Annotated in this window: 24 protein-coding genes; 21 read left to right on the top strand and 3 right to left on the bottom strand. The window is 64.8% G+C overall.

Annotated features, from left to right (window positions below; genetic code table 11):
- From CK489_RS42065 to CK489_RS29875, 3 genes are all read left to right on the top strand, one after another.
- Positions 1-204: hypothetical protein (locus tag CK489_RS42065; RefSeq protein ID WP_210203131.1), on the top strand; the 204-nt coding region annotated here is incomplete at its 5' end.
- Positions 177-3,515, top strand: coding sequence for an autotransporter domain-containing protein (locus CK489_RS29880; protein ID WP_095734864.1), 3,339 nt, complete (start codon positions 177-179; stop codon positions 3,513-3,515). The genes CK489_RS42065 and CK489_RS29880, both read left to right, overlap by 28 nt.
- Positions 3,516-3,622: 107 nt before the next feature.
- On the top strand, positions 3,623-4,531 hold the full coding sequence (locus CK489_RS29875; RefSeq protein WP_245350546.1) for an alpha/beta fold hydrolase: 909 nt from the start codon (positions 3,623-3,625) through the stop codon (positions 4,529-4,531).
- Positions 4,532-4,619: 88 nt separating this feature from the next.
- Here CK489_RS29875 and CK489_RS29870 read toward each other — a convergent pair whose 3' ends face one another.
- The 3 genes from CK489_RS29870 to CK489_RS29860 are packed head-to-tail and all read right to left on the bottom strand — an operon-like array spanning position 4,620 to position 7,928.
- Entirely contained in the window at positions 4,620-5,912 is a 1,293-nt protein-coding gene (locus CK489_RS29870) for a spinster family MFS transporter (protein ID WP_095734863.1), read from the bottom strand.
- A 36-nt stretch (positions 5,913-5,948) separates the two neighbouring features.
- Positions 5,949-6,725, bottom strand: coding sequence for a type 2 periplasmic-binding domain-containing protein (locus CK489_RS29865; RefSeq protein WP_095734862.1), 777 nt, complete (start codon positions 6,723-6,725; stop codon positions 5,949-5,951).
- A 12-nt stretch (positions 6,726-6,737) separates the two neighbouring features.
- Complete coding sequence (locus CK489_RS29860; RefSeq protein ID WP_095734861.1) at positions 6,738-7,928, bottom strand: aromatic ring-hydroxylating dioxygenase subunit alpha; 1,191 nt, start codon at positions 7,926-7,928, stop codon at positions 6,738-6,740.
- A gap of 131 nt (positions 7,929-8,059) precedes the next feature.
- Between CK489_RS29860 and CK489_RS29855 the strand changes: the two genes are divergently transcribed.
- From CK489_RS29855 to CK489_RS29770, 18 genes are all read left to right on the top strand, one after another.
- Entirely contained in the window at positions 8,060-8,575 is a 516-nt protein-coding gene (locus tag CK489_RS29855) for a MarR family winged helix-turn-helix transcriptional regulator (protein WP_095734860.1), read from the top strand.
- A gap of 214 nt (positions 8,576-8,789) precedes the next feature.
- Entirely contained in the window at positions 8,790-9,155 is a 366-nt protein-coding gene (locus tag CK489_RS29850) for an NADH-quinone oxidoreductase subunit A (RefSeq protein WP_018271860.1), read from the top strand.
- Complete coding sequence (locus CK489_RS29845) at positions 9,146-9,736, top strand: NuoB/complex I 20 kDa subunit family protein (protein ID WP_050423879.1); 591 nt, start codon at positions 9,146-9,148, stop codon at positions 9,734-9,736. Before CK489_RS29850 ends, CK489_RS29845 begins: the two co-directional genes overlap by 10 nt.
- 10 nt (positions 9,737-9,746) lie before the next feature.
- Positions 9,747-10,364 carry an NADH-quinone oxidoreductase subunit C gene (locus tag CK489_RS29840; RefSeq protein WP_095734859.1) on the top strand — a complete coding sequence of 206 codons (618 nt, stop codon included), beginning with the start codon at positions 9,747-9,749 and terminating at the stop codon, positions 10,362-10,364.
- The gene (locus CK489_RS29835; RefSeq protein ID WP_095734858.1) at positions 10,361-11,557 is read left to right on the top strand and encodes an NADH-quinone oxidoreductase subunit D; all 1,197 of its coding nucleotides are present in this window, start codon (positions 10,361-10,363) and stop codon (positions 11,555-11,557) included. Before CK489_RS29840 ends, CK489_RS29835 begins: the two co-directional genes overlap by 4 nt.
- Positions 11,558-11,600: 43 nt before the next feature.
- On the top strand, positions 11,601-12,212 hold the full coding sequence (gene nuoE / locus CK489_RS29830) for an NADH-quinone oxidoreductase subunit NuoE (RefSeq protein ID WP_016847752.1): 612 nt from the start codon (positions 11,601-11,603) through the stop codon (positions 12,210-12,212).
- Positions 12,213-12,259: 47 nt separating this feature from the next.
- Positions 12,260-12,424: a hypothetical protein gene (locus CK489_RS41910; protein ID WP_094193681.1), complete on the top strand. Its 165-nt coding sequence runs from the start codon at positions 12,260-12,262 to the stop codon at positions 12,422-12,424.
- Positions 12,425-12,443: 19 nt separating this feature from the next.
- Positions 12,444-13,769 (top strand): NADH-quinone oxidoreductase subunit NuoF, encoded by a 1,326-nt coding sequence (gene nuoF, locus CK489_RS29820; RefSeq protein WP_021079173.1) that lies wholly within the window; start codon positions 12,444-12,446, stop codon positions 13,767-13,769.
- Positions 13,770-13,778: 9 nt separating this feature from the next.
- Positions 13,779-15,854 (top strand): NADH-quinone oxidoreductase subunit NuoG, encoded by a 2,076-nt coding sequence (nuoG, locus tag CK489_RS29815; protein WP_095734857.1) that lies wholly within the window; start codon positions 13,779-13,781, stop codon positions 15,852-15,854.
- Positions 15,855-15,864: 10 nt separating this feature from the next.
- Positions 15,865-16,935, top strand: a complete 1,071-nt coding sequence (nuoH, locus tag CK489_RS29810; RefSeq protein ID WP_050423875.1) for an NADH-quinone oxidoreductase subunit NuoH — start codon at positions 15,865-15,867, stop codon at positions 16,933-16,935.
- A 7-nt stretch (positions 16,936-16,942) separates the two neighbouring features.
- Positions 16,943-17,437, top strand: a complete 495-nt coding sequence (nuoI, locus tag CK489_RS29805) for an NADH-quinone oxidoreductase subunit NuoI (RefSeq protein WP_018271854.1) — start codon at positions 16,943-16,945, stop codon at positions 17,435-17,437.
- 9 nt (positions 17,438-17,446) lie between these two features.
- On the top strand, positions 17,447-18,085 hold the full coding sequence (locus CK489_RS29800; RefSeq protein ID WP_021079176.1) for an NADH-quinone oxidoreductase subunit J: 639 nt from the start codon (positions 17,447-17,449) through the stop codon (positions 18,083-18,085).
- Positions 18,082-18,390: an NADH-quinone oxidoreductase subunit NuoK gene (nuoK, locus tag CK489_RS29795; protein ID WP_016841823.1), complete on the top strand. Its 309-nt coding sequence runs from the start codon at positions 18,082-18,084 to the stop codon at positions 18,388-18,390. Before CK489_RS29800 ends, nuoK begins: the two co-directional genes overlap by 4 nt.
- Positions 18,391-18,398: 8 nt before the next feature.
- On the top strand, positions 18,399-20,486 hold the full coding sequence (gene nuoL, locus CK489_RS29790; RefSeq protein ID WP_095734856.1) for an NADH-quinone oxidoreductase subunit L: 2,088 nt from the start codon (positions 18,399-18,401) through the stop codon (positions 20,484-20,486).
- Positions 20,487-22,001, top strand: a complete 1,515-nt coding sequence (locus CK489_RS29785) for an NADH-quinone oxidoreductase subunit M (protein WP_050626365.1) — start codon at positions 20,487-20,489, stop codon at positions 21,999-22,001.
- Positions 22,002-22,012: 11 nt separating this feature from the next.
- Positions 22,013-23,449 carry an NADH-quinone oxidoreductase subunit NuoN gene (gene nuoN, locus CK489_RS29780; RefSeq protein WP_021079179.1) on the top strand — a complete coding sequence of 479 codons (1,437 nt, stop codon included), beginning with the start codon at positions 22,013-22,015 and terminating at the stop codon, positions 23,447-23,449.
- 61 nt (positions 23,450-23,510) lie between these two features.
- The gene (locus CK489_RS29775) at positions 23,511-24,317 is read left to right on the top strand and encodes a biotin--[acetyl-CoA-carboxylase] ligase (RefSeq protein WP_095734855.1); all 807 of its coding nucleotides are present in this window, start codon (positions 23,511-23,513) and stop codon (positions 24,315-24,317) included.
- Complete coding sequence (locus tag CK489_RS29770; RefSeq protein ID WP_095734854.1) at positions 24,317-25,987, top strand: ribonuclease J; 1,671 nt, start codon at positions 24,317-24,319, stop codon at positions 25,985-25,987. Before CK489_RS29775 ends, CK489_RS29770 begins: the two co-directional genes overlap by 1 nt.
- Positions 25,988-26,003: the final 16 nt, after the last annotated feature.

The raw sequence follows: 26,003 nt of genomic DNA, 5'->3' as shown, positions 1-26,003 counted from the left end.
GAAGTGACCGCTGTTTTGGTGGCGGAGGAAACGGAGGTTTCGGAGGCGGCGGCGGCGGCGAAAGCGGCGGTGGAGGTAGCAGGTGCCCTCTTGCTGGTAACGGAGGCTTTGGCGGCGGCAATAGCGGCTTCGCTTCCCAGGGCGGCGCCGGCGGCGGGCTCGGTGCGGGCGGCGCGGTGTTCGTCCAAGGTGGCGGGAATCTGATTGTTGCCGGTGCCTTCACCGTCAACGGCAGCAGCGTCAGCGGCGGGACTGGCGGCGTTGGCGCCGGCAATGGCTCAGCCTTCGGCGCGGGTATGTTCCTGCAAGGTAACGGGACGCTGATCTTCAATCCCGCGGCCGGGCAGAACCAGACCGCCTCCGATGTCATCGCCGACCAGACTGGCAGCGGCGGCACCGGTGCCACTGCCGGCAGTTGGGGTCTCGCCAAGACAGGCGCTGGCACGCTGACGTTGACGGCCGCAAATACTTATTCGGGCGGCACGACGGTTAGCGGTGGCCTGATCAACTTCAACGCAGTGGGCAATTTCGGCTCGGGCAACATCACGCTCAACGGCGGTGGTCTGCAATGGGCGAGCGGCAATGCAGCCGACATTTCGGGCAAGCTGAATGCAATCGGCTCTGGCGGCACGACGTTCGACTATAACGGCAATGCCGTGACGCTCGCCTCGGTGCTGACCGGCACCGGCGGCGTAACGATCGCGAACTCCGGGAGCGGCGGTGCGCTGACGCTGACGACGGCCGAGAATTATTCCGGCGCGACGACGATCAATTCCGGCGCAACGCTCGCGCTGTCGACGTTCGGCAGCATCTCGAATTCGAGCGTCGTGACCGTCAATGGCACATTCGATATTTCGGGATCTTCCACCTTCCTCAACGCGATCACGACGCTCGCGGGCAATGGATCGGTCGCGCTCGGCAACAACTCGATGGTGATTACTGCCGGATCGACAGAGTTTTCCGGCGCGATCAACGGCCCAGGCCCAATGGCCGGTCTCGAAATTGCCGGTGGCACCCAGACCTTGTCCGGCGTCAATGGCTTCCTCGGCATTACGCAGATCGATTCCGGGGCGACGCTGGCGCTCAAGGGCAACGGCTCGATCGCCAATTCGTTCGCTGTTGCATTCGCTCCGGGTGCAGGGATCGGGACGTTCGATATTTCGCAGACCAACAGCGGTGCCAGCGTTATCGGCCTGTATGACCCGACTGGCCACAGCGTCGTGTCTCTCGGCGCCAAGACGCTGACCATCACTCGCGCTGTGGGTGCTTACGACGGCGTCATCCAGGACGGCGGCATCGGTGGCGGCACCGGCGGCAACGTGAGCGTCGCCTACGGCGGCCTGGCGATCTTCGGCGGCCTCAACACCTATACCGGATTGACCACGATCAACGCCGCCGGCGAGCTCGACCTGATCAATGGCGGCAGCATCGCGTCCTCGAAGGCGCTAATCAACAACGGCACCTTCAATATATCGGGGGCGAGCGGCGGCGTCTCGATCAACGGTCTTTCCGGGACCAGCACCGGCGCCGTGAACCTCGGCGCCAACACGCTGACTCTCACCAATGCGAACGGCGTCTTTGCCGGTGCCATCCGGGATGGCGGTGCGGGCGGCGGCGTGGCGATCACCGGCGGCAAGGAAGTGCTGACCGGGTTCAACACCTACACCGGCGCCACCACCGTTAGCCGTGGCACACTTGAAGTGGACGGCTCGATCGCCAGCTCGTCGAAAGTGACGGTCAATTCCGGTGGCACCTTGAGTGGCACCGGCGTTGTCGGTCCCGCGACCATCCCCGTCAGTCCCACAACCTTCATCCTTGGCGGGGGTAGCACGTTCACGTTGGTAGAAACCGGTTTCAGTCTCCCCATCATCACTGGCATCACCGACGGCCTGGTGAGACGCCCGATCATCGCTGCGCCCGCCCCCTCGAGCGGTATCGTCGATCCGGCGACCACTTCCATCATGAGCGGAGGCACGCTCGCGCCCGGCAGTGCGGCCAACCCGACCGGTACGCTGACGGTCAACGGCAATCTCGCCTTCCAGTCCGGCGCGATCTACCTGGTGCAGGTCACGCCAACCGCTGCGGCGTCGACCAATGTCGGCGGGACCGCGACGCTCGGCGGCGCGACCGTCAATGCGGTGTTCGCCAACGGCAGCTACATCTCGAAGCAGTACACGATCCTGACTGCGGCGGGCGGGCTATCCGGCACCTTTGCGTCCAACATCGCCAATACAAACCTGCCACTAAATTTCAGTGACTCGCTGAGCTACGACGCCACTCACGCCTATCTCAATCTGACGCTGGGCTTCACGCCGGCCCCGAACTTTGGAGGCGGCCTGTCCATCAACCAGCAGAACGTCGCCACCACGCTGGTCAACTACTTCAACACGACCGGCGGCATTGCGACGGTATTCGGCACGCTCGCGCCTGCGGGCCTGACGCAGGCGTCCGGCGAACTCGCGACCGGGTCGCAGCAGACGACGTTCAACGCCATGAACCTGTTCATGGGACTGCTCACCGATCCCTTCATGAATCGCGGGGGCGCAGCGGGACCGGTGCCGGGAGCGCCGGGCTATGCGGAGGAGGGCGAGGTGAGCGCCTATGCCGCAGCGAAGAAGACCGATGCGTTCGCGATGTTTACCAAGGCGCCGCCGGTGCCGTTCGTGCCGCGCTGGAACGTCTGGGCCGCAGGCTTCGGCGGTTCGCAATCGACCAGCGGTAACGCCATTGTCGGGTCGAACAACACGACCAGCAGTGTGTATGGCACTGCGGTCGGCGCCGACTACCTGGTCTCACCGAACACCATTGCGGGCTTTGCGATCGCCGGCGGCGGTACGAACTTCTCGGTCGTCAACAGCGGCAGCGGCCGATCCGACCTGTTCCAGGCCGGCGTCTACCTTCGCCACACCGAAGGACCGGCCTATGTCTCCGCCGCGCTTGCCTATGGCTGGCAGGACATCACCACCGACCGCACCGTCAGCGCGGCCGGCATCGATCAACTCCGCGCCGAGTTCAATGCCAACGCCTGGTCGGGACGGCTCGAGGGCGGCTATCGTTTCGTTGCGCCGTGGATCGGCGGCGTCGGCATCACGCCTTATGCCGCGGGCCAGTTCACGAGCTTCGAATTGCCGGCCTATGCCGAGCGGGTGATCTCGGGTCTGCCGAACTTTGTGCTGAACTATGCCGGTAAGAGCGTGACCGACCCCCGCAGCGAACTCGGCCTCCGCACCGACAAATCCTTCGCGGTGCAGGACGGCATCCTGACGCTGCGCACGCGGTTTGCCTGGGCGCATGACTACAATCCCAACCGTTTGGCTGCGGCGACCTTCCAGGCGCTGCCCGGCACCAGCTTCGTCGTCAACGGCGCGGCGCAGTCGAGCGACTCCGCGCTGACCACGGCCTCGCTGGAGATGAACTGGCGCAACGGCTGGTCGGCTTCGGCGACATTCGAAGGCGAGTTCTCCAACGTCACTTCGAGCTACGCCGGCAAGGGCGTGGTGCGGTATCAGTGGTGACACTCGTGCGATTACCTGAGGCGTAATCGCGCGCGCAACGTCTCCTTGCGATGATCGACGTGTCGGCAGCGACGCTGTTGCCGATCGATCCGCAAGGGAGATGTGAGATGAATCGCCGAACCGTCCTCGAAGCCACATTGATCGGCAGCGCGTTGGCCGCGGCAACGCCCGCAAGCGCAGAAACCGCCCCGGCGCGACCGGCTGCGTGCTCGCCGCGCGTGACCGCGAAGGACGGCACGTCGCTGTTCGTCCAGGATTGGGGCACGGGCAAGCCGGTGCTGCTGCTGGCCGCCTGGACGTTCAACTCCAGCGTCTGGGGCAGCCAGATCGTGGCCTTGAACGCCAGGGGTTATCGCTGCGTCGCGCCGGACCGGCGCGGCCATGGTCGCTCCGATATGCCGATGACGGGATACGATCTCGACACGCTGACCGATGACGTCGCTGCCGTGGTCGAGCAGCACGATCTGCGTGATGTCACGATCGTCGCGCATTCGATGGGATCGATCGAGGCGGTGAACTATCTGGCGCGGCACGGCGCCGAGCGCATCGCGCGGCTGGTGCTGGTGGCGCCGACCACGCCGTTCATTGTCCAGACCGAGGACAATCCGGACGCGGTGCCGAGATCGATGGTCGATGCGCAGAATGCGGCGATTGCGCAGGACTTTTCGAAATGGATGGGCGAGAACGAGGCACCGTTCTTCATGCCCGACACGCCTGAGGTCACCCGGGCCTGGATCAGGGAGATGATGCTGAGCGTGCCGCTGCCGGTGGCGCTGGCCTGCCGCAAGACCATCTCCTTTGCCGATCTGCGCGCCGCGGCGAAAGGGATCGATCGCCCGACGCTGATCGTACATGGCGACAAGGATGCCAGCGCGCCGCTACAGCTCACCGGCGCGAAGACTGCGGGGCTGATCAAGGGAAGCAAGCTCGCCGTCTACGAAGGCGCGCCGCACGCGCTGCCGCTGACGCACGGCGCGCGCCTGATGTCCGACCTGCTGGCCTTCATGGCTGGCTAGATCATGATGCGATGCGCATCATGATCTCTTCTCTCCGTTCGAGCATGATCTCTCCGGAAAACCGGTTCCCACTTTTCCGGATTATGCTCTAGCTCGCCCGCGCGATATCCGACCGGATCCATCGCGCCGCCCAGACGAACAGCAGCGCGCCGAGCGTCGTCGTCACCGCCGCAGACAGCAGCGAGTAGCGAACCGCATCGACGCCGCAGCTGCCCTTCAGCGCGTCGTTGATCATGCCGACGGCGAGGGGGCCGACACCCTGGCCGAAACAGGTGGCGGTGAGCAGCACGATCGCCGAGGCCAGCGCGCGCATGCTGGGCTTGGCGACGGTCTGGGCGATCGCGAAGATCGGGCCGAGATGGAAGCCGACCATGAACGAGGTCAGCGCAAGCGTCGCAACCATCAGCGTGAAGCTGGGCGTCAGCATGCATAGCGCGAACACCGGCCCGGCGAGGCCGGACATGATCGCAGGCGCCCACAGCTTCCAGCGATCGTCGCGGCGGCCGATCTGCGCCACAACGAGGCCGCCGATCAGCGTACCCGCCATGCCGGCAAGACCCTTGAAGGTGCCGGCATAGGTGCCGATCTCGGCGCTGCTGAGATGATGGATGCGCGCCAGGAACGGCGGGATCCACACCGCTGTGGCGTAGTTGGTGTAGGTCGTGAGACAAAAGCCGATCAGCACGATGACGAAGCTCGGCTGTGAAATCAGAAAGTCCAACGTCGGCCCGATCGGCTCGGCCTTGAAGGTCTCGGCCATCGCACCGCGCTTCGGCTCGGAGATGGTCAGCCACAGCACGGCGGCGAGCGCGATGCCGGGCAGGCCGGCGGTGAAGAACGCCATCCGCCAGCCGTAGTGCTGGTTGACATAGCCGCCGATGAAATAGCCGAGGAAGACGCCGAGATAGGTGCCGATGGCATAGATGCCGAGCGCGCGCGGCCGCTCGTTCTTGTCAAAGAGATCGGCGATGATCGATTGCGAGGCCGGCGTGCCAGCAGACTCGCCGATGCCGACGCCGATCCGCGCCAGTGCCAGCGTCGTGACGCTGGAGGCCATACCGCAGAGATAGGTCATCGCGCTCCAGAACGCGAAGGCGAGAGCCACTATGTTGCGGCGATTGAGGCGGTCGGCCATCCGCGCGATGGGAATGCCGAGCAGCGAGTAGAACAGCACGAAGCCGAACCCGGCGAGCAGGCCCATCGTGGTATCGCTGAGCAAGAATTCCTTCTTGATCGGCTCGATCAGCACATTGAAGATCGTGCGGTCGAGGAAGTTGAGGGCGTAGATGATCGTGAGCAGGCCGAGCACGTAGTAGCGGCGGGTCGATGGTCTAGCCGTGGTGCTGGCCTGCTCCGGCGCTCCCCGTGCGAGATCGACCATGGCTCCCTCTCCCATTATTGTCTCGTTGAGGCGAGATCAGTTTGCCGCTCGAACGCCGCTCTTCGGTCCCGCCCGATCGATGGCTTGCTGGATCACACCGGCCCGTTTCGCCTCGTCAAGGATTTCAATGAGCCTGGCCATCGCAGCGGGGGAGCGTCCCTTGGGCAGCGCAGCCGCGGCGCGCACGGTGTTGAAGGCGCCCGGGACGATCGTCCCACCAGGATAGCCGGCAGAGATCGATGCGATCAGGCCGGCGTCGGCACCAAACACGTCGGCCTTTCCGGCGCGCAGCAACTCGATGGCATCCGACGGGAAATTTGCGGTGAGAGGAATGCGCACCAGTTCGGCCGACTTCAAGGTGCGGCTCAGGAAGCGGTCGGAAGGGCTGTTCAGGATCGTACCAACCTTGGCCCCTGCGCGGTCGACCTGATCGGACGACGCAAAGGCTTTCCCGGGCGCCGCGAAATACTGCAGGTCGATCAGCCAGAGGTCGCCGGTGACATCGGCCTTGTCGGCCGGCGCCAGCACACGCGGCCCGAGAGCGATGTCCCAGTCGGCCTTGGCGAAGCTTTTTTCATAGGCTTGCGGATTGGGATAGACCACGGGCTCGAACGATGCGCCGAGTCTTGCGGCGATGTACTTGCCGATGGGCTGTCCGATACCGCCCAACACCGGGATTCCGATAACCGCACAGCGCAATCGCCCGCCCGGTGAGAGTTCAGCGTCCACCGGTGGCTGTTGTGCGAATGCGATCGTCGCGAACTGAATCGCGAACAATGCCACCGCTAACGACTGCCAATGTTTCCGTCTCATGGCTCCTCCGCTTCATCCCTCGCGGATGTAATTCCCGGCTTCGAATTCGACCGGCCCGGCATCGGCGTCGAACGATACGCCGATCGGGTCGCGGCCGGCGGCCATGGCCTCGAGCTGGTCAGAGAGCATCCGGCGCACCATCAGGACGCCGCGGTCGCTCTGGCCGAAATGCTCCTCCGAATGAACAGTCACCGGACCCTGGCCGACCTGCGCCTCGTAGTCGCCGGGGAATTGCTGGTGCTCTTGCTCCGTCATGTCCCACCAGAACTTGCCGTTGAACTTAGAGCGCATCCGGCCGATGTCGCCTGCGTTCTTGACCCGGCCGGCGACATAGATGCGGAACGAGGTGTCGTCGATCGGCAAGGTCCAGCCGATCGATTCGACACGGGCGAATTGCGCAACGCGTGGATTGGGTACGACGCGGAGCGTGGGGAGGGCGGCCTCGGTGACGCGGTAGAACACCTTGCCGTCGTCCTGCCGGCGGATCGAGCGCACCGCGACGCCGCGCGGCGACATCTCGAACTTCACCTCGGGCATCGAGGCCATCATGTTGGTGAATTGCGGCCCCGAGAATGAACCGTGCAGCACCGGCACGTGATAGGGGTCGGCGACGTTCTCGAAATGCTGCAGCCAATTGCAGGGGATCACGGCCGGGCCGCCACCGCCGATCGAGGAATCGTCGGCCTCGACGAATTCGCCGTCGTCCATCTTCTCCAGGCACTCGTAGCGCGGCAGCGCCGGCTTCTTATCGGCCGGGCCCATATAGGCGAAGATCAGGCCGTAGCGCTCCTGCACCGGGTACCAGGGCTGGCGCACCTTGTCCTTGAACAGGCCACCCTCGGGCTCGCAGGGCTGTTCGAGGCAGCGGCCCTCGGTGTCGAACTTCCAGCCGTGATAGCAGCAGCGGATGCCGTCTTCCTCGACCTTGCCGTAATAGAGTGTGGTGCCGCGATGGCAGCAGCGCGCGTGCAGCAGGCCGACCCGGCCATGCTTGTCGCGAAAGAGGATCAGGTCCTCGCCGAGCGCGCGGACTTTTCTGGGGATATCGGTGGCATCGCCGGTGAGGCCGACCGGATGCCAGTAGCGGCGCAACAGCTCGCCCATCGGCGTGCCACGCACCACCGAGGTGAGCTCGGTCCGGGTGGTGGAGGGCTTCATCGCGTAGGCCGTACCGAGGTCGCGGTCCCGCTGGGTGATGGTCATCTGTGTCTCCTCCCGCCGCCGGTCTGACGCCCGCGGCCGCTCATCGTTGATGAAGTCAATGATAGATCGATGACATTGTCAACGATCTGGTCTAACTTGGCAGCGACCGGCTTTGTTGGCAGAGGTTGGCGATGACCGAGAAGCTCAGGACTGAGAGGAACTTGCCGCCGGAGGCGATCACCGACGCGGAGCTCGCGCCGGTCACCGCGATGATGTCGTCTCGGTTGATGGTGCTGGCGAACCTGCTCAGGCGCGGTGCGATGCTGCGCTACAAGCGGCTGACCGGCCTGTCCTCGGTCGAGTTCGGCCTGGTGGTCTCGCTCGGACGCCGGCCGCCGATGAGCGTGGTGCGGCTGGCGGAGGCCGTCGGGATGGACAAGGGGCAGATCAGCCGCGCGCTCGCCGTGCTCGTGTCGCACAAGCTGGTGTCCAAGGCGGCCAATCCGCGCGACAACCGGGAGACCCTGATCTCCCTGACCAAGGCGGGCCTTGCCGCCCATGACGCCATCGTGGCCGGCGCGCAGGAGCGAAACCGGCGGCTGCTGGAACAGCTTGATCCACAGGAACTTGCATTGCTGCTCGGACACATCGACCGGCTGACCGCCACGGCCGCCGAGATGCTCGCTGCCGAACGGGAGCTGGGCTGATATGGCGAGCGCGCAGGGCACCGTAGCGCCGCCGCGGCGTTGCCCGTTGAGGCAAGCGCACCCGCCTGATGCGGCCAATAGCCCTCGGGATCGACGGTAAAAGCGTCAAAATAGCTTGTCTTGCGCCCCCTGTTGCGCTGCGCTAAAGCCTCAAGAACAATTCCAATCAACGAATCTGCGGCACCTCCGAAACCGCAGCAAGAAGGCCTCGCCGATGACCGGCATCCTGCAGAATTATCTCCCACTTGTGGTCTTTATCGGAGTTGCGAGCCTGATCGGCCTCGCGCTCCTGATCGCGCCGTTCCTGGTCGCGTTCCAATCGCCGGACCCGGAAAAGCTGTCCGCCTATGAATGCGGATTCAACGCTTTTGACGATGCCCGCATGAAGTTCGACGTCCGCTTCTATCTGGTGGCGATCCTTTTCATCATCTTCGATCTCGAAGTGGCGTTCCTGTTCCCGTGGGCCGTGGCGTTCGGAAAACTCGGCGCGACCGGCTTCTGGTCGATGATGGTTTTCCTGGCCGTGCTGACGGTCGGGTTCGCTTATGAATGGAAGAAAGGCGCGCTCGAATGGGATTGAGCCCCACCGCCGCATCCTCGCAGCCGGCCATTGCGCAGGCGCCGAAGGGCATTCTCGATCCGTCGACCGGCAAGCCGGTTGGCGCCAATGATCCGTTTTTCCTCGAGGTCAATCACGAGCTGTCCGACAAGGGCTTCTTCGTCGCTGCGGCCGATGACCTGATCACCTGGGCGCGCACCGGCTCGTTGATGTGGATGACCTTCGGTCTCGCCTGCTGCGCGGTCGAGATGATGCAGGTCTCGATGCCGCGCTACGACGTCGAGCGCTTCGGCTTCGCGCCGCGTGCGTCGCCGCGGCAGTCCGACGTGATGATCGTCGCCGGCACGCTGACCAACAAGATGGCGCCGGCGCTGCGCAAGGTCTACGACCAGATGCCGGAGCCGCGCTACGTCATCTCGATGGGCTCCTGCGCCAATGGTGGCGGCTACTACCACTACTCCTACTCGGTGGTGCGTGGCTGCGACCGCATCGTGCCGATCGACATCTACGTGCCGGGCTGCCCGCCCACGGCAGAGGCGCTGCTCTACGGCGTGCTGCTGCTGCAGAAGAAGATCCGCCGTATCGGCACCATCGAACGCTAAGGTTTTAGGCATGGACGACGGCAAGCTCGACGCCCTTGGGCAGACAATCGTGAGCGCGCTTCCGGGCGCCGCCACGGCGCACTCGGTCGCGTTCAATCAACTCACTATCGACGTCGAGATTGGCAGAATCGTGGACGTCGTGACGTTTTTGCGTGACGACGCCGGCTGCCGCTTCGTCAACATCACCGACGTCACCGCGGTCGATCATCCGAGCCGCGAGAAGCGTTTCGATGTCGTGTACCATCTGCTGTCACCGACGCTGAACACGCGCATTCGTGTGCGCGGTCAGGCCGACGAGACAACGCAGGTGCCGTCGATCATCGGCGTGTTCCCGGGCGCCGACTGGTTCGAGCGCGAGACTTACGACCTCTACGGCGTGATTTTCACCGGTCATCCGGACATGCGCCGCCTGCTGACGGATTACGGCTTCGACGGCCATCCGCTGCGCAAGGATTTCCCGCTCACCGGTTTCGTCGAGGTTCGCTACGACGACCAGGAGAAGCGGGTGCTGTACGAGCCGGTCCGGCTCAACCAGGAATTCCGCAAGTTCGATTTCCTTTCGCCCTGGGAGGGCGCCGACTATCCGCTTCCCGGTGACGAGAAGGCCAAGGCGGAGCCGAAGCCATGAACGAGCAACCGCAAAACCTTCGTAACTTCACCATCAATTTCGGTCCGCAGCATCCGGCGGCGCACGGCGTGCTCCGTCTCGTGCTGGAGCTCGACGGCGAAGTCGTCGAGCGCGTCGATCCGCATATCGGCCTGCTTCACCGCGGCACCGAGAAGCTGATCGAGCACAAGACCTATCTGCAGGCGATTCCGTATTTCGACCGGCTCGACTACGTCGCGCCGATGAACCAGGAGCATGCGTTCTGCCTCGCCGCGGAAAAGCTGCTCGGCATCACGGTGCCGCGCCGCGGTCAGTTGATCCGCGTGCTGTATTGCGAGATCGGCCGCATCCTCTCTCATTTGCTCAACGTCACCACGCAGGCGATGGACGTCGGCGCGCTGACCCCGCCGCTGTGGGGCTTCGAAGAGCGCGAGAAGCTGATGGTGTTCTACGAGCGCGCCTCGGGCTCGCGCATGCACGCGGCGTTCTTCCGCGTCGGCGGCGTGCACCAGGACCTGCCGCCGAAGCTGATCGACGACATCGACGCATGGTGCGATCCGTTCCTCAAGGTGGTCGACGACCTCGATCGGCTGCTGACCGGCAACCGTATCTTCAAGCAGCGCAACGTCGACATCGGCATCGTGCCGCTCAAGGAGGCCTGGGAGTGGGGCTTCTCGGGTGTGATGGTGCGCGGCTCGGGCGCGGCCTGGGATCTGCGCAAGTCGCAGCCCTATGAGTGCTACGCCGAGATGGATTTCGACATTCCGATCGGCAAGAACGGCGACTGCTACGACCGCTACCTGATCCGCATGGAAGAGATGCGCCAGTCGGTGCGCATCATGAAGCAGTGCGTGCAGAAGCTGAAGGCGCCGGACGGGCAGGGCCCGGTCGTGGTCGAGGACAACAAGATCGCGCCGCCGCGCCGCGGCGAGATGAAGCGCTCGATGGAAGCGCTGATCCATCACTTCAAGCTCTACACCGAAGGCGTCCACGTGCCGGCCGGCGACGTCTACGCCGCGGTCGAGGCGCCGAAGGGCGAGTTCGGCGTCTATCTCGTCGCCGACGGCACCAACAAGCCCTACAAGTGCAAGATCCGCGCGCCGGGCTTCGCCCATCTGCAGGCGATGGATCACATCTGCAAGGGCCATCTCCTGGCCGACGTTTCCGCCATCCTTGGCTCGCTGGACATCGTGTTCGGCGAAGTCGACCGGTGATGATGTCCGCATCCGCACCGCGCGCTAATTGAGAGTTTGATCGATGTCCGTCCGCCGCCTTGCCCCGAAGGAATTGCAGCCCGCGAGCTTCACGTTCACGGACGAGAATCTTGCCTGGGCCAAGAAGCAGATCGAGAAGTACCCGCCGGGCCGCCAGGCTTCGGCCGCGATCGCGATCCTGTGGCGCGTGCAGGAGCAACATGACGGCTGGGTGTCGGAAGCGGCGATCCGCGCCGTCGCCGACCTGCTCGAGATGCCGCATATCCGGATGCTGGAGATCGCGACCTTCTACACCATGTTCCAGCTCTCGCCGGTCGGCAAGAAGGCGCATGTCCAGGTCTGCGGCACGACGCCGTGCCGGCTGCGCGGCGCCGCCGACCTGATCGAGGTCTGTCAGCATCGCATCCATCACGATCCCTTCCAGCTGTCGAAGGATGGCAACTTCTCCTGGGAAGAGGTCGAGTGCCTCGGGGCCTGCGTGAACGCGCCGATGGTGCTGATCTGGAAGGACACCTATGAGGACCTGACCAAGGAAAGCTTCGGCAAGGTGCTCGACGGCTTTGCCGCCGGCAATCCGCCGAAGCCGGGCCCGCAGATCGACCGTCAGTTCTCGGCGCCCGCAGGCGGGCCGACGACGCTGAAGGAAACCACCTGATGCGGGGCTCTCAGGTGCAGGCAGTGGTGATGAGGAGGGCGGCTTTGATGATGGCCTGGCGCAAGATAGCGCTGCATACCGCCGTCGCGGCCGGCTTCATGTTCCTGCTGCAACGTTACGGCCTCAGCGCCACGCTGGAATCCAGCCTGTTGTGGGCCATCGTGTTCGGCGGCTGCGCCGCCGGGCTCGCTTACTCCCAAGCCAATCGGTGATGTTCGGAAAGTTTTGAGCATGCTCGACGACAAGGACCGCATCTTCAAGAACCTCTACGGTCTCCATGATTGGGGTCTCGAGGGCGCGCGCCGCCGAGGCGCCTGGGATGGCACCAAGGGGATTATCGACAAGGGTCGCGACTGGATCATCAATGAGATGAAGGCCTCGGGCCTGCGCGGCCGCGGCGGTGCGGGCTTCCCGACCGGCATGAAGTGGTCGTTCATGCCGAAGGAGTCCAAGGACGGTCGTCCGAGCTATCTCGTCGTCAACGCCGACGAGTCCGAGCCCGGCACCTGCAAGGACCGCGAGATCATGCGGCACGATCCGCACCTCCTGGTCGAGGGCTGTCTGCTCGCGAGCTTCGCGATGGGCGCCCATGCCTGTTACGTTTATATCCGCGGCGAATTCATCCGCGAGCGCGAGCGGCTACAGGCGGCGATCGACCAGGCCTATGAGGCCAAGCTGGTCGGCAAGGACAACATCAACGGCTGGCCGTTCGACATCTACGTCGCGCACGGCGCCGGCGCCTATATCTGCGGCGAGGAAACCGCGCTGCTGGAGAGCCTCGAGGGCAAGAAGGGCCAGCCGCGGCTGAAGCCGCCGTTCCCGGCCAATGTCGGTCTCTATGGCTGCCCGACCACCGTCAACAATGTCGAGTCGATCGCGGTCGCACCCGACATCCTGCGCCGCGGCGCCGCTTGGTTCGCCGGTATCGGCCGGCCGAACAATGTCGGCACCAAGCTGTTCTGCATCTCCGGTCACGTCGAGCGGCCCTGCAACGTCGAAGAGGCGATGGGCATCCCGTTCCGTGAGCTGATCGAGAAGCACTGCGGCGGCATCCGCGGCGGCTGGGACAATCTGAAGGCCGTGATCCCCGGCGGCTCGTCGGTGCGCATGGTGCCGGCCGAGCAGATCATCGACACGCCGATGGATTTCGACAGCTTGAGCAAGCTGCGCTCGGGCCTCGGCACCGCGGCCGTCATCGTGATGGACAAGTCGACCGACCTGATCCGGGCGATCGCGCGCATCTCCTATTTCTACAAGCACGAGAGCTGCGGCCAGTGCACGCCGTGCCGCGAGGGCACGGGGTGGATGTGGCGCGTGCTGACCCGCATGGCCGACGGCCGCGCCCACAAGCGCGAGATCGACATGCTGCTCGAGGTCACCAAGCAGGTCGAGGGTCACACGATCTGCGCGCTCGGCGACGCTGCGGCGTGGCCGATCCAGGGTCTGATTGCGCATTTCCGTCACGAGATCGAAGAGCGCATCGATCAGTATTCGCACAAGGCCGATCTCGACGATCAGGGCGTTCGTGATCCCGTCCACATGGTCGCGGCGGAGTAGAGAAGAGACATGAGCAAGATCATCGTCGATGGCAAAGAGATCGATGTGCCGCCGGAGTACACGCTGTTGCAGGCGTGCGAGGCGGCCGGCGCCGAGATTCCGCGCTTCTGCTATCACGAGCGGCTGTCGATCGCCGGCAATTGCCGGATGTGCCTGGTCGAGGTGAAGGGTGGCCCGAAGCCGGTCGCAAGCTGCGCCTGGGCCGTGCGCGACTGCCGTCCGGGCCCGAAGGGCGAGCCGCCGGAGATCTCGACCCGTTCGCCGATGGTCAAGAAGGCGCGCGAAGGCGTGATGGAGTTCCTGCTGATCAACCATCCGCTGGACTGCCCGATCTGCGATCAGGGCGGCGAGTGCGATCTGCAGGACCAGGCGATGGGCTACGGCGTCGACACCAGCCGCTTCGCCGAGAACAAGCGCGCGGTCGAGGACAAGTATCTCGGCGCGCTGGTCAAGACCTCGATGAACCGCTGCATCCAGTGCACGCGCTGTGTCCGCTTCTCCGCCGAAGTCTGCGGCGCCCCGGAAATGGGCGCGACCGGTCGCGGCGAGGACATGGAGATCACCACCTATCTGGAGCATGCGCTGAGCTCGGAGCTGCAGGGCAATCTCGTCGACATCTGTCCGGTCGGCGCGCTGACCTCGAAGCCCTATGCATTCGCGGCGCGGCCCTGGGAGCTCGGCAAGACGCAGTCGGTCGACGTCATGGACGGCGTCGGCTCGGCCATTCGCGTCGACACCCGCGGCCGCGAGGTCATGCGCATCCTGCCGCGTATCAACGAGGCCGTGAACGAGGAGTGGATTTCCGACAAGACCCGCCACGTCGTCGACGGCCTGCGCACGCAGCGCCTCGACCGGCCCTATGTGCGCGAGAACGGCCAGCTCAGGCCTGCGAGCTGGCAGGAAGCCTTCGCTGCCATCGCCGCCAAGGCTGGCCGCACCGACGGCAAGCGGATCGGCGCCATCGCCGGCGACCTCGCCGCGGTCGATGAAATGTATGCGCTGAAGGAGCTGTTGGCGAAGTTCGGCTCGGTCAATCTGGCGGTGCAGGGCGGCGACGCGTTCGACGCCAAGGCCGGCCGCGGCTCCTACATCTTCAACCCGACCATCGCCGGCATCGACCAGGCCGACGCGATCCTGATCATCGGCTCGCACCCGCGCAAGGAAGCCGCGGTGCTGAACGCGCGGATCCGCAAGCGCTGGCGCACCGGCGGCCTCAAGGTCGGCATGATCGGCGCCAAGTCCGATTTCACCTACGACCATGAATATCTCGGCGCGGGCACCGACACGCTGGCTGATCTTGCGGCCGGCAAGCACTCGTTTGCCGACGTGCTCAAGAACGCGCAGCACCCGATCATCCTGGTCGGGGCCGGCGCCTACACCAGGCATGACGGCGCCGCGGTGCTGGCGCAAGCCGCCAAGCTCGCCGTCGACGTCGGCGCGCTGAAGGACGGCTGGAACGGCTTTGCCGTGTTGCAGGACACCGCCTCGCGTGCCGGTGCGCTCGACATCGGCTTCTCGCCTGCGGCCGGCGGCCTGTCCACCGCGCAGATGACAACCTTCGGCACGCTCGACGTGCTGTTTCTGCTCGGCGCCGACGAGATCAAGGCGCCGGACGGCACCTTCGTGGTCTATATCGGCACCCATGGCGATCAGGGCGCGCACCGCGCCGACGTCATCCTGCCGGGCGCCGCCTATACCGAGAAGTCCGGCATCTACGTCAACACCGAGGGGCGGGCGCAGATCGCGAACCGTGCCGCGTTCCCGCCGGGCGAGGCCCGCGAGGACTGGGCGATCATCCGCGCGCTGTCCGACGTGCTCGGCAAGAAGCTGCCGTTCGACTCGCTGCAGGCGTTGCGCCAGGCGATGTTCAAGACCTCGCCGCATTTGATGCGGCTCGACCAGATCGAGGCCGGCAAGGCTGATGACGTCAAGGCGTTGGCCGGCAAGGGCGGCAGCGTCGACAAGGCGGCCTTCAAGCCGACCGTCGAGGACTTCTATCTGACCAACCCGATCGCGCGGGCCTCTGCCGTGATGGCGGAATGCTCGCGGCTGGCGTCGGGCCGAATGCTGACGGCAGCGGAGTGAGCGTGACCTGATGGCTGAATTCTTCGCAAGCTCGTTCTGGACCGGCTTCCTCTGGCCGCTGATCATCATGGTCGCGGAGAGCCTGTTGCTGCTGGTCGTGCTGCTGATCGCGATCGCCTACATCCTGCTTGCCGACCGCAAGATCTGGGCGGCGGTGCAGATCCGCCGCGGCCCCAACGTGGTCGGCCCGTTCGGATTGCTGCAATCCTTCGCCGACCTGCTGAAATTCGTGTTGAAGGAGCCGGTGATTCCGTCCGGCTCCAACAAGGGCGTGTTCCTGCTCGCACCGCTGGTGTCGTGCATCCTGGCGCTGGCCGCCTGGGCCGTGATCCCGTTCGATCTCGGCTGGGTGATTTCCGACATCAATGTCGGCATTCTCTACATCTTCGCGATCTCGTCGCTGTCGATCTACGGCATCATCATGGCCGGCTGGTCGTCGAACTCGAAGTACCCGTTCCTGGCGGCGCTGCGCTCGGCGGCGCAGATGGTGTCCTATGAAGTCTCGATCGGCTTCGTGATCATCACCGTGCTGCTCTGCGTCGGTTCACTGAATCTCTCGGCGGTGGTCGAAGCGCAGAACACCCGCGGTCTGGCGCACCTGATCGGCCTGCCGCAGCTCACCATCCTGAACTGGTATGTGTGGCCGCTGTTCCCGATGTTCGTGGTGTTCTACGTCTCGGCGCTCGCCGAAACCAACCGCCCGCCGTTCGACCTGGTCGAAGCCGAATCCGAGCTGGTCGCCGGCTTCATGACCGAATACGGCTCAACGCCGTATCTGCTATTCATGCTCGGCGAGTATGTCGCGATCACCACGATGTGCGCGCTGGCGTCGATCCTGTTCCTGGGCGGCTGGCTGCCGCCGGTCAACCTGCCGCCGTTCACCTGGATCCCGGGCATCGTCTGGTTCGCCCTGAAGGTGTTCTTCATGTTCTTCATGTTCGCGATGGCGAAGGCGATCGTGCCGCGCTACCGCTACGATCAACTGATGCGGCTCGGCTGGAAGGTGTTCCTGCCGCTGTCGCTGGCGATGGTGGTGATCGTGGCCGGCGTGCTGCAGTTCGCCGGCATCGCGCCGAAGTGAGGCCGTCATGAGTGTCAATGTCAACGCAACAGCCCGCTCGCTCCTGCTCTCGGAATTCGTCTCGGCGTTCTTCCTGGCGATGCGCTATTTCTTCCAGCCGAAGCCGACGCTGAACTATCCGTTCGAGAAGGGGCCGATCTCGCCGCGCTTCCGCGGCGAGCACGCGCTGCGCCGCTATCCGAATGGTGAAGAGCGCTGCATCGCCTGCAAGCTGTGCGAGGCGATCTGCCCGGCGCAGGCGATCACGATCGAGGCCGGTCCGCGCCGCAACGACGGCACCCGCCGCACGGTGCGCTACGACATCGACATGGTGAAGTGCATCTATTGCGGCCTGTGCCAGGAGGCATGCCCGGTCGACGCCATCGTCGAGGGACCGAATTTCGAATTCGCGACCGAGACCCGCGAGGAACTCTACTATGACAAGGCGAAGCTGCTCGCCAATGGCGACCGCTGGGAGCGCGAGATCGCGAAGTCGATCGCGCTCGACGCGCCGTACCGGTGAGGTGAGGGCATGATCCTTCCGGCGCTGTTCTTCTATCTGTTTGCCGCGGTCTGCGTGGCCTCGGCGGTCATGGTGATTGTCTCGCGCAATCCCGTGCACTCCGTGCTGTTCCTGATCCTGGCCTTCGTTAACGCGGCCGGGCTCTTCATCCTGATGGGCGCCGAGTTCCTCGGGATGATGCTGATCGTGGTCTATGTGGGCGCGGTCGCGGTGCTGTTCCTGTTCGTGATCATGATGCTCGACGTCGATTTCGTCGAGCTGCGCGAAGGCTTCATCCAGTATCTGCCGATCGGCATCGTGATCGGCGGCATCTTCCTGTTCGAGCTGCTGCTCGTGGTCGGCGCCTGGGTAATCAACCCGCAGGTGACCAAGACGATCACGGCCGCGATCCCGACCAATGTCAGCAACACCGAGGCGCTCGGCCTCGTGCTCTATACGAAGTACATCCATTACTTCCAGCTCGCCGGCATGGTGCTGCTGGTCGCGATGATCGGCGCCATCGTGCTGACGCTGCGCCACAAGGCCAACGTCAAGCGGCAGAACATCAACGTGCAGAACGCGCGCACGCCCGAGATGGCGATGGCGATGCGCAAGGTGGCGTCGGGGCAGGGCCTGCAGGATGCCGATGCGGCGGAGTGGGTGAAATGACGATCGGGCTCGGACATTACCTCGCGGTCGCCGCGATCCTGTTCACGCTCGGGATCCTCGGCATCTTTCTCAACCGCAAGAACATTATCGTCATCCTGATGTCGATCGAGCTGATCCTGCTCTCGGTCAACATCAATCTGGTGGCGTTCTCGACCTTCCTCGGCGACATCGTCGGCCAGGTGTTCGCGCTCTTGGTGCTGACGGTGGCCGCGGCCGAAGCCGCGATCGGCCTCGCCGTGCTGGTGGTGTATTTCCGCAACCGCGGTTCGATCGCGGTTGAAGACGTCAATCTGATGAAGGGCTAGGCGCAGTCATGGTTCAGGCAATTGTCTTCCTGCCTCTGCTGGGCGCCATCCTCGCAGGCATTATCGCGCTGACCGGCGCGCACGCGCGCTGCCCGAGCGGCGACACCGTCGATCACCATGACGACGCGCACGGCGATGCCCATGCTTCCGACGCTCATGCGTCGGCGGCGCACGACGATCACGGCCATGACGATCATGGCCACGACGACCATCACGTCTCCGAGCCGCCGGCGGCGGGGTCCCGGTTGGCGGAGCTGATCACGACGGGCTTGCTGTTCGTCTCGGCGGCGCTGTCCTGGTTCACGCTGGTCGATGTCGGCTTCATGCACCATGACGCTCGCGTCGTGCTGCTGCCCTGGATCACCTCGGGCGACCTCCAGGTGGCCTGGACGCTTCGGGTCGACACCCTGACCGCCGTGATGCTGGTCGTGGTCAACACCGTGTCCGCGCTCGTCCACCTCTACTCCATCGGTTACATGGACGAGGACCCGAACCGGCCGCGCTTCTTCGGCTATCTCTCGCTGTTCACCTTCGCGATGCTGATGCTGGTGACCTCTGATAACCTCGTGCAGCTGTTCTTTGGCTGGGAGGGCGTCGGTCTCGCGAGCTACCTGCTGATCGGCTTCTGGTACCAGAAGCCATCGGCCAACGCGGCCGCGATCAAGGCCTTCGTGGTCAACCGCGTCGGCGACTTCGGCTTCGCCCTCGGCATCTTCTCGATCTATGCGCTGGTCGGCTCGACCGATTTCGAGACCATCTTCCATGCCGCGCCGGGATTGACCGGCAAGACCATCGACTTCTTCGGATGGCACCCTGACGCGCTGACCTTGACCTGCCTGTTCCTGTTCATGGGCGCGATGGGCAAGTCGGCGCAGTTCCTGCTGCACACCTGGTTGCCGGACGCGATGGAAGGCCCGACCCCGGTGTCGGCGCTGATCCACGCCGCGACCATGGTCACCGCCGGCGTCTTCATGGTGGCGCGGCTGTCGCCGCTGTTCGAGCTGTCGCCGACCGCGCAGGCGGTCGTGATGTTCTTCGGTGCGACCACGGCGTTCTTCGCCGCCACGATCGGCCTCGTGCAGAACGACATCAAGCGGATCGTCGCATACTCGACGTGTTCGCAGCTCGGCTACATGTTCGTGGCGATGGGAGCAGGGGCCTATTCGGTCGGCATGTTTCATCTGTTCACGCACGCCTTCTTCAAGGCGCTGCTGTTCCTGGGCTCCGGCTCGGTGATCTACGCGATGCACCACGAGCAGGACATCCGCAACATGGGTGGTCTGTGGCGCAAGATTCCGTACACCTTCGCGGTGATGTGCATCGGCACCTTGGCGCTGACCGGCTTCCCGCTGTTCGCCGGTTATTTCTCCAAGGACGCGATCATCGAATCGGCCTATGCCGCGCACAATCCGTTCGCGACCTACGCCTATCTCTTGACGATCGTGGCCGCCGGCCTGACCTCGTTCTACTCCTGGCGTCTGATCTTCAAGACGTTCTTCGGCGAGCCGCACGACCAGAAGCACTACGAGGCGGCGCATGAGAGCCCGGTCTGGATGCTGGTGCCGATCGGCGTGCTTGCCGCCGGCTCGATCCTGGCCGGCCTGCCGTTCAAGGAAGTGTTCGCCAGCCCGCATGGCGTCGAGGAGTTCTTCCGCGAGTCCATCAAGATGAACCCGCACATCCTCGAGGACATGGAGCACATGCCGAGCTGGCTCGCGCCGCTGCCGACCGTGATGATGGCGCTCGGCCTGTTCGTCTCGTATCTGTTCTACATCCGCAGGCCGTATCTGCCGGTCGAGCTCGCGAACCAGCAGCCGATGCTGTACCAGTTCCTGCTCAACAAATGGTACTTCGACGAGCTGTACGACTGGATCTTCGTGCGTCCGGCGAAGTGGCTTGGCTACACGCTGTGGAAGAAGGGCGACGGCTTCATCATCGACGGCTTCGGTCCCGATGGCGTCTCGGCCCGCGTACTCGACATCACCCGCAATGTCGTGAAATTGCAGACCGGCTACCTCTATCACTACGCCTTCGCGATGCTGATCGGAGCCGCCGGATTGATCACCTGGTTCATGTTCGGCTTGGGAGGCCAGTAAATGACAACCTGGCCCATCCTTTCGGTCACGACCTTCCTGCCGGCGGTCGGCGCGATCCTGGTCTACCTCCTGGCGCGGGGCGGCGACGAGAGCGCCAACCGCACGGCGCGCTGGATCGCGCTGTGGACCACGCTGATCACCTTCGCGGTGTCGCTGATCCTGGTGGCGCGGTTCGACCCGGCCTCGACCGACTTCCAGTTCGTCGAGAAGGCGTCCTGGCTCGCCACCGGCATCACCTACCACATGGGCGTCGACGGCATCTCGCTGCCGCTGATCATCCTGACCACTGCGATCATGCCGCTCTGCATCATCGCGAGCTGGAAGTCGGTGACGCAGCGCGTCGGCGAATACATGATGGCGTTCCTGATCCTGGAAACGCTGATGGTCGGCACCTTCTCGGCGCTCGACCTCGTGCTGTTCTATCTGTTCTTCGAGGGCGGCCTGATCCCGATGTTCCTGATCATCGGCGTCTGGGGCGGACCGCGCCGGGTCTACGCGTCGTTCAAGTTCTTCCTCTACACGTTCCTCGGCTCGGTCCTGATGCTGCTCGCCATCATGGCGCTGTACTGGAACGCCGGCACGACTGACATCCCGACCCTGATGCACACCGCGGTGCCGCGGTCGATGCAGACCTGGGCGTGGCTCGCCTTCTTCGCCTCGTTCGCGGTGAAGATGCCGATGTGGCCGGTACACACCTGGCTGCCTGACGCGCACGTCGAGGCGCCGACGGCGGGCTCGGTGATCCTGGCCGCGATCCTCTTGAAGATGGGTGGCTACGGCTTCCTGCGCTTCTCGCTGCCGATGTTCCCGTTGGCCAGCCACGACTTCGCGCCGTTCGTGTTCACGCTGTCTGTCATCGCCATCATCTACACCTCGCTGGTGGCGATGATGCAGGAGGACATGAAGAAGCTGATCGCGTACTCCTCGGTCGCGCATATGGGCTTCGTCACCATGGGCATCTTCGCGGTGACCACCCAGGGCGTCGCCGGCGGCATGTTCCAGATGGTCTCGCACGGCATCGTCTCCGGCGCGCTGTTCCTCTGCGTCGGCGTCGTCTACGACCGCATGCACACCCGCGAGATCGCGGCCTATGGCGGGCTCGTCAACCGGATGCCGCTCTATGCGATGACCTTCATGGTCTTCACCATGGCCAATGTCGGTCTGCCGGGCACGAGCGGCTTTGTCGGCGAGTTCATGACGCTGCTCGGCACCTTCAAGATCTCGCTGCCGACGGCATTCTTCGCCACCACGGGCGTGATCCTGTCGGCCTGTTACGCGCTCTGGCTCTACCGCAAGGTGGTGTTCGGCGCGTTGGTCAAGCCGTCGCTGATGTCGATCAAGGATCTCACCTTCCGCGAATGCGTGACGCTGTTCCCGCTGATCGCGCTGACTATCCTGTTCGGCGTCTATCCGAAGCCGGTGCTCGATATGTCGGCCGCCTCGGTGCAGCAACTCGTCAACAATTACCAAACCGCCGTGACTGCCGTGAAGGCAGCCGCGCTGGTTACGCAGTAAGGCCTTAACCCATGAGCTTTTCCAGTGCAGGTTATCAGTTGCAGCCGGTGCTGCCGGAGCTGGTGCTCGCGGTCGGCGCCATGGTGCTGTTGATGATCGGAGCCTATCGCGGGCAGGGGACGACGCGCCTCGTCACCACGCTCGCGGTGCTGCTGCTGGTCGTGACCGGCGCGCTGGAGCTCTGGCTGCCGGCCGGCAAGCTCGTGACCTTCGGCGGCAGCTTCATCGTCGACGACTTCGCCCGCTTCCTGAAGGTCCTCGCTCTGATCGCGTCGGCGGCTACGCTGATCCTGTCGACCGAATACCTCTCCCAGCCGTCGAGCCGCACCTTCGAGTTCTCGATCCTGGTGCTGCTGTCGACGCTCGGCATGATGGTGCTGATCTCGGCCGGCGACCTGATCGCGCTCTATCTCGGCCTCGAGCTGATGAGCCTTGCGCTCTATGTCGTCGCCGCCAGTCAGCGCGACAATGCCAAGTCGAGCGAGGCGGGCCTGAAGTATTTCGTGCTCGGCGCGCTGTCGTCGGGGATGCTGCTGTACGGCGCCTCACTGATCTACGGCTTCACCGGCACGGTTTCGTTCGCCGGCATCGCGGCGGCCGCCACGACCGGCAGCATCGGCATCGTGTTCGGCCTGGTGTTCCTGCTCGCGGGCCTCTGCTTCAAGGTCTCGGCGGTGCCGTTCCACATGTGGACGCCCGACGTCTATGAGGGCGCGCCGACCCCGGTGACGGCGTTCTTCGCGTCCGCGCCGAAGGTCGCGGCGCTCGCGGTGTTTACCCGGGCGACGCTGACCGCGTTCCCCGGCATCGTCAGCCAGTGGCAGCAGATCCTGGTGTTCGTGGCGATCGCCTCGATGGCGCTGGGCTCGTTCGCCGCAATCGGCCAGACCAACATCAAGCGCCTGATGGCCTATTCATCGATCGGCCATATGGGCTTTGCGCTGGTCGGACTTGCCTCCGGCACGGTCGAGGGCGCGCAGGGCGTGCTGATCTACATCGCGATCTATGTCGCGATGACGCTCGGCTCCTTCAGCATCATCCTGGCGATGAAGCGCAACGGCCAGCCGCTGGAGCAGATCAGCGATTTCGCCGGACTTTCGCGCACCAACCCGCTGATCGCCTTTATCTTCGCGATGCTGCTGTTCTCGCTGGCCGGCGTTCCGCCACTCGCCGGCTTCTTCGGCAAGTGGTACGTGTTCGTCGCCGCGATCAAGGCCAACCTGTTCACGCTCGCGGTGATCGGCGTGCTGACCAGCGTGGTGGGCGCGTTCTACTATCTGTCGATCGTCAAGGTGATGTATTTCGACCAGCCGCTCGGCAAGCTCGATCCGGTCCGCGTCGAGCTGCGCACCGTGCTGGCGGTCGCAGGCATCTTCAACATCTTCTTCTTCGCCTATCCGGGCCCGCTGGTCAGCGTGGCGACGGCGGCGGCGAAATCGCTGTTTTAACGCGCGTGGTTCCGAAAACAGGACGCTGGCTTTCGGAACGGATCATGCGCATAGATTCGATATGACATTCACGCTCGGACCCCGGGCCATCGCGGCGGGCTATAGGCTCGCCGCCTTCGACCAGATCGGCTCGACCAATGCCGAGGCGATGCTGCGCGCCCGCGACGGCGAGCAGGGGCCGATGTGGTTCGTGACACCGGAGCAGACCGCGGGCCGCGGGCGCCGCCAGCGGGTCTGGGTCGCGCCGCGCGGCAATCTCGCCAGCAGCATCCTCGAAGTGACCGACGTTCAGCCGGCGGTCGCGGCAACGCTCGGCTTTGCCGCCGGGCTGTCGCTCGAGGCCGCGCTGCAGAAGGTCGGCATCGAGGCGGCGCTGCGGCTCGGGCCAGACAGCCCGAAGTTCACCCTGAAATGGCCGAACGACTTGCTCGCCGACGGCAAGAAGCTGTCGGGCATCCTGCTGGAGGCCGAAGCCATCGGCAGGCGGCTCGCGGTCGTCGTCGGCATCGGCACCAATGTCATCGCTGCGCCCGAGGGAACGCCGACGCCGGCGGTTTCGCTCGCGGCGCTCGGCATCCAGATCGGCGCCGAAGAGCTGTTCACCGCGTTGTCCGACGCCTGGGTCGAGTTTCGCGGCATCTGGGACGATGGCCGCGGCTTTCCCGAGATCCGCAGGCTGTGGCTGGAGCGTGCCGCCGGACTCGGCGAGAAGGTCGCGGTCCAGACCGGCTCGGCGACCCTCGAGGGCATCTTTGATACGATCGATGATACCGGCTGCCTGATCGTCCGCACCGCCGATGGACAGCGCATGCCCGTGACGGCCGGCGAAGTCTATTTCGGCACCGCAGCCTCGGTGAGGGCGAACTGATGGCGCGACCCGACGAGCTCACCTTTGCACCGCTCGGCGGCGTCGGCGAGATCGGCATGAATTTGTCGATCTACGGCCTCGGCAACCGCCACCAGCGCTCGTTCCTTGCGGTTGATCTCGGCGTCTCCTTCGGCGACGAGGAGCATCTGCCGGGCATCGACCTGATCATGCCGGACGTCCGCTTCCTGGAGAAGGAGCGCAACAACCTGATGGGCCTCGTGCTGACGCACGCCCATGAGGATCATTTCGGCGCGATCATCGACCTCTGGCCCAGGCTCGGCTGCAAGATCTACGCGACGCAATTCTCCGCGGCGCTGTTCGAGGCGAAATGCGCGGCCGAGCGCAACCCGCCGAAAATCCCGGTCACGGTAATTCCGTCGGCCGGGCGGGTCGACATCGGCCCGTTCAATGTCGAATTCATCCCGGTCGCACATTCGATTCCGGAATCGCACGCGCTGGCGATCAAGACCGATGTCGGCACCGTGCTGCACACCGGCGACTGGAAGATCGATCCGACCCCGATCATCGGCCAACCGACTGACGAGCGGCGGCTGCGCGAGCTCGGCGACGAAGGCGTGCTGGCGCTGATCGGCGATTCCACCAACGCGGTGCGCGACGGGCGCTCGCCCTCGGAGACCGAGGTTGCCGCCACGATCAAGAAGCTGGTCAAGGCAGCCAAGGGCCGGGTTGCGGTCACGACCTTCGCCTCCAACGTCGCCCGGGTGAGGGCGGTGGCGGATGCTGCGAACGCCGCCGATCGCGAGGTGGTGGTGGTCGGTCGCGCCATGGAGCGCGTGGTGCAGGTCGCGCGTGAATGCGGCTATCTCGACGCCTCGCACAAGTTCCGCGGCACCGACTATTACGGCCATTTCCCGCCCGACAAGGTGCTGGCGCTGTGCACCGGCAGCCAGGGCGAACCCCGCGCCGCGCTGGCCCGGATCGCCAACAACGACCATCCCCAGGTGACGTTGAACAAGGGCGACACCGTGATCTTCTCCTCGCGCACCATTCCCGGCAACGAGAAGGCGGTCGGCGGCATCATCAACGGGCTGGTGACGCAGGGCGTCGAAATCATCACCGACCGCGAGCACCTCGTGCACGTCTCCGGCCATCCGCGTCGCGACGAGCTGCGCGACATGATCTCCTGGGTGCGGCCGCAGCTCCTGATCCCGGTGCATGGCGAGGCGCTGCATCTTGCCGAGCACGCCAAGCTGGCGCGCGCGGCCGGCGTGCCGAAAGTCTTGACCTGCCGCAATGGCGACTTGATCAAACTCGGGCCCGGCGAGCCCGGCATCATCGGCGAAGTGCCGGCGGGCCGGCTCTACAAGGATGGCACCATCCTGGAGGATTCCAAGTCACGAGCCGTGGTCGAGCGGCGGCGGATGGGCTTCGCCGGCTGCGCCTTCGTCGCCATCGCGATGACCCAGCAGGGCGAAATGGCCGACGATCCCGAGGTTGATCTGGTCGGCATGCCGGAGAACAATGCCGCCGGCGAATTGCTCGACGACATCGTGTTCGACGTGGTGGTCTCGACGATCGAGGGCCTGCCGAAGCCAAGGCGCCGCGATCCCGATGCGCTGGGAGAATCGGTGCGCCGTGCGGTGCGGGCCGCGCTGAGCGAGCAGTGGGGCAAGAAGCCGATCTGCGTCGTGCACGTTCTGACGGTTTGACGAGCGGCTTCGAACC

It is taken from the genome of Bradyrhizobium sp. UFLA03-84 (assembly GCF_002289535.1).
Lineage (GTDB): Bacteria > Pseudomonadota > Alphaproteobacteria > Rhizobiales > Xanthobacteraceae > Bradyrhizobium > Bradyrhizobium viridifuturi.
The sequence above is the reverse complement of the archived record's forward strand: the minus strand, read 5'-3'. Positions and strand labels throughout refer to the sequence as shown.

What these genes read in the sequence shown, in the direction of transcription:
- CK489_RS29875 (WP_245350546.1), top strand. Translation starts at nt 3,623, where the DNA reads ATGAATCGCCGAACCGTCCTCGAAGCCACATTGATCGGCAGCGCGTTG.
- CK489_RS29870 (WP_095734863.1), bottom strand. Translation starts at nt 5,912, where the DNA reads ATGGTCGATCTCGCACGGGGAGCGCCGGAGCAGGCCAGCACCACGGCT.
- CK489_RS29865 (WP_095734862.1), bottom strand. Translation starts at nt 6,725, where the DNA reads ATGAGACGGAAACATTGGCAGTCGTTAGCGGTGGCATTGTTCGCGATT.
- CK489_RS29860 (WP_095734861.1), bottom strand. Translation starts at nt 7,928, where the DNA reads ATGACCATCACCCAGCGGGACCGCGACCTCGGTACGGCCTACGCGATG.
- CK489_RS29855 (WP_095734860.1), top strand. Translation starts at nt 8,060, where the DNA reads ATGACCGAGAAGCTCAGGACTGAGAGGAACTTGCCGCCGGAGGCGATC.
- CK489_RS29850 (WP_018271860.1), top strand. Translation starts at nt 8,790, where the DNA reads ATGACCGGCATCCTGCAGAATTATCTCCCACTTGTGGTCTTTATCGGA.
- CK489_RS29845 (WP_050423879.1), top strand. Translation starts at nt 9,146, where the DNA reads ATGGGATTGAGCCCCACCGCCGCATCCTCGCAGCCGGCCATTGCGCAG.
- CK489_RS29840 (WP_095734859.1), top strand. Translation starts at nt 9,747, where the DNA reads ATGGACGACGGCAAGCTCGACGCCCTTGGGCAGACAATCGTGAGCGCG.
- CK489_RS29835 (WP_095734858.1), top strand. Translation starts at nt 10,361, where the DNA reads ATGAACGAGCAACCGCAAAACCTTCGTAACTTCACCATCAATTTCGGT.
- nuoE (WP_016847752.1), top strand. Translation starts at nt 11,601, where the DNA reads ATGTCCGTCCGCCGCCTTGCCCCGAAGGAATTGCAGCCCGCGAGCTTC.
- CK489_RS41910 (WP_094193681.1), top strand. Translation starts at nt 12,260, where the DNA reads ATGATGGCCTGGCGCAAGATAGCGCTGCATACCGCCGTCGCGGCCGGC.
- nuoF (WP_021079173.1), top strand. Translation starts at nt 12,444, where the DNA reads ATGCTCGACGACAAGGACCGCATCTTCAAGAACCTCTACGGTCTCCAT.
- nuoG (WP_095734857.1), top strand. Translation starts at nt 13,779, where the DNA reads ATGAGCAAGATCATCGTCGATGGCAAAGAGATCGATGTGCCGCCGGAG.
- nuoH (WP_050423875.1), top strand. Translation starts at nt 15,865, where the DNA reads ATGGCTGAATTCTTCGCAAGCTCGTTCTGGACCGGCTTCCTCTGGCCG.
- nuoI (WP_018271854.1), top strand. Translation starts at nt 16,943, where the DNA reads ATGAGTGTCAATGTCAACGCAACAGCCCGCTCGCTCCTGCTCTCGGAA.
- CK489_RS29800 (WP_021079176.1), top strand. Translation starts at nt 17,447, where the DNA reads ATGATCCTTCCGGCGCTGTTCTTCTATCTGTTTGCCGCGGTCTGCGTG.
- nuoK (WP_016841823.1), top strand. Translation starts at nt 18,082, where the DNA reads ATGACGATCGGGCTCGGACATTACCTCGCGGTCGCCGCGATCCTGTTC.
- nuoL (WP_095734856.1), top strand. Translation starts at nt 18,399, where the DNA reads ATGGTTCAGGCAATTGTCTTCCTGCCTCTGCTGGGCGCCATCCTCGCA.
- CK489_RS29785 (WP_050626365.1), top strand. Translation starts at nt 20,487, where the DNA reads ATGACAACCTGGCCCATCCTTTCGGTCACGACCTTCCTGCCGGCGGTC.
- nuoN (WP_021079179.1), top strand. Translation starts at nt 22,013, where the DNA reads ATGAGCTTTTCCAGTGCAGGTTATCAGTTGCAGCCGGTGCTGCCGGAG.
- CK489_RS29775 (WP_095734855.1), top strand. Translation starts at nt 23,511, where the DNA reads ATGACATTCACGCTCGGACCCCGGGCCATCGCGGCGGGCTATAGGCTC.
- CK489_RS29770 (WP_095734854.1), top strand. Translation starts at nt 24,317, where the DNA reads ATGGCGCGACCCGACGAGCTCACCTTTGCACCGCTCGGCGGCGTCGGC.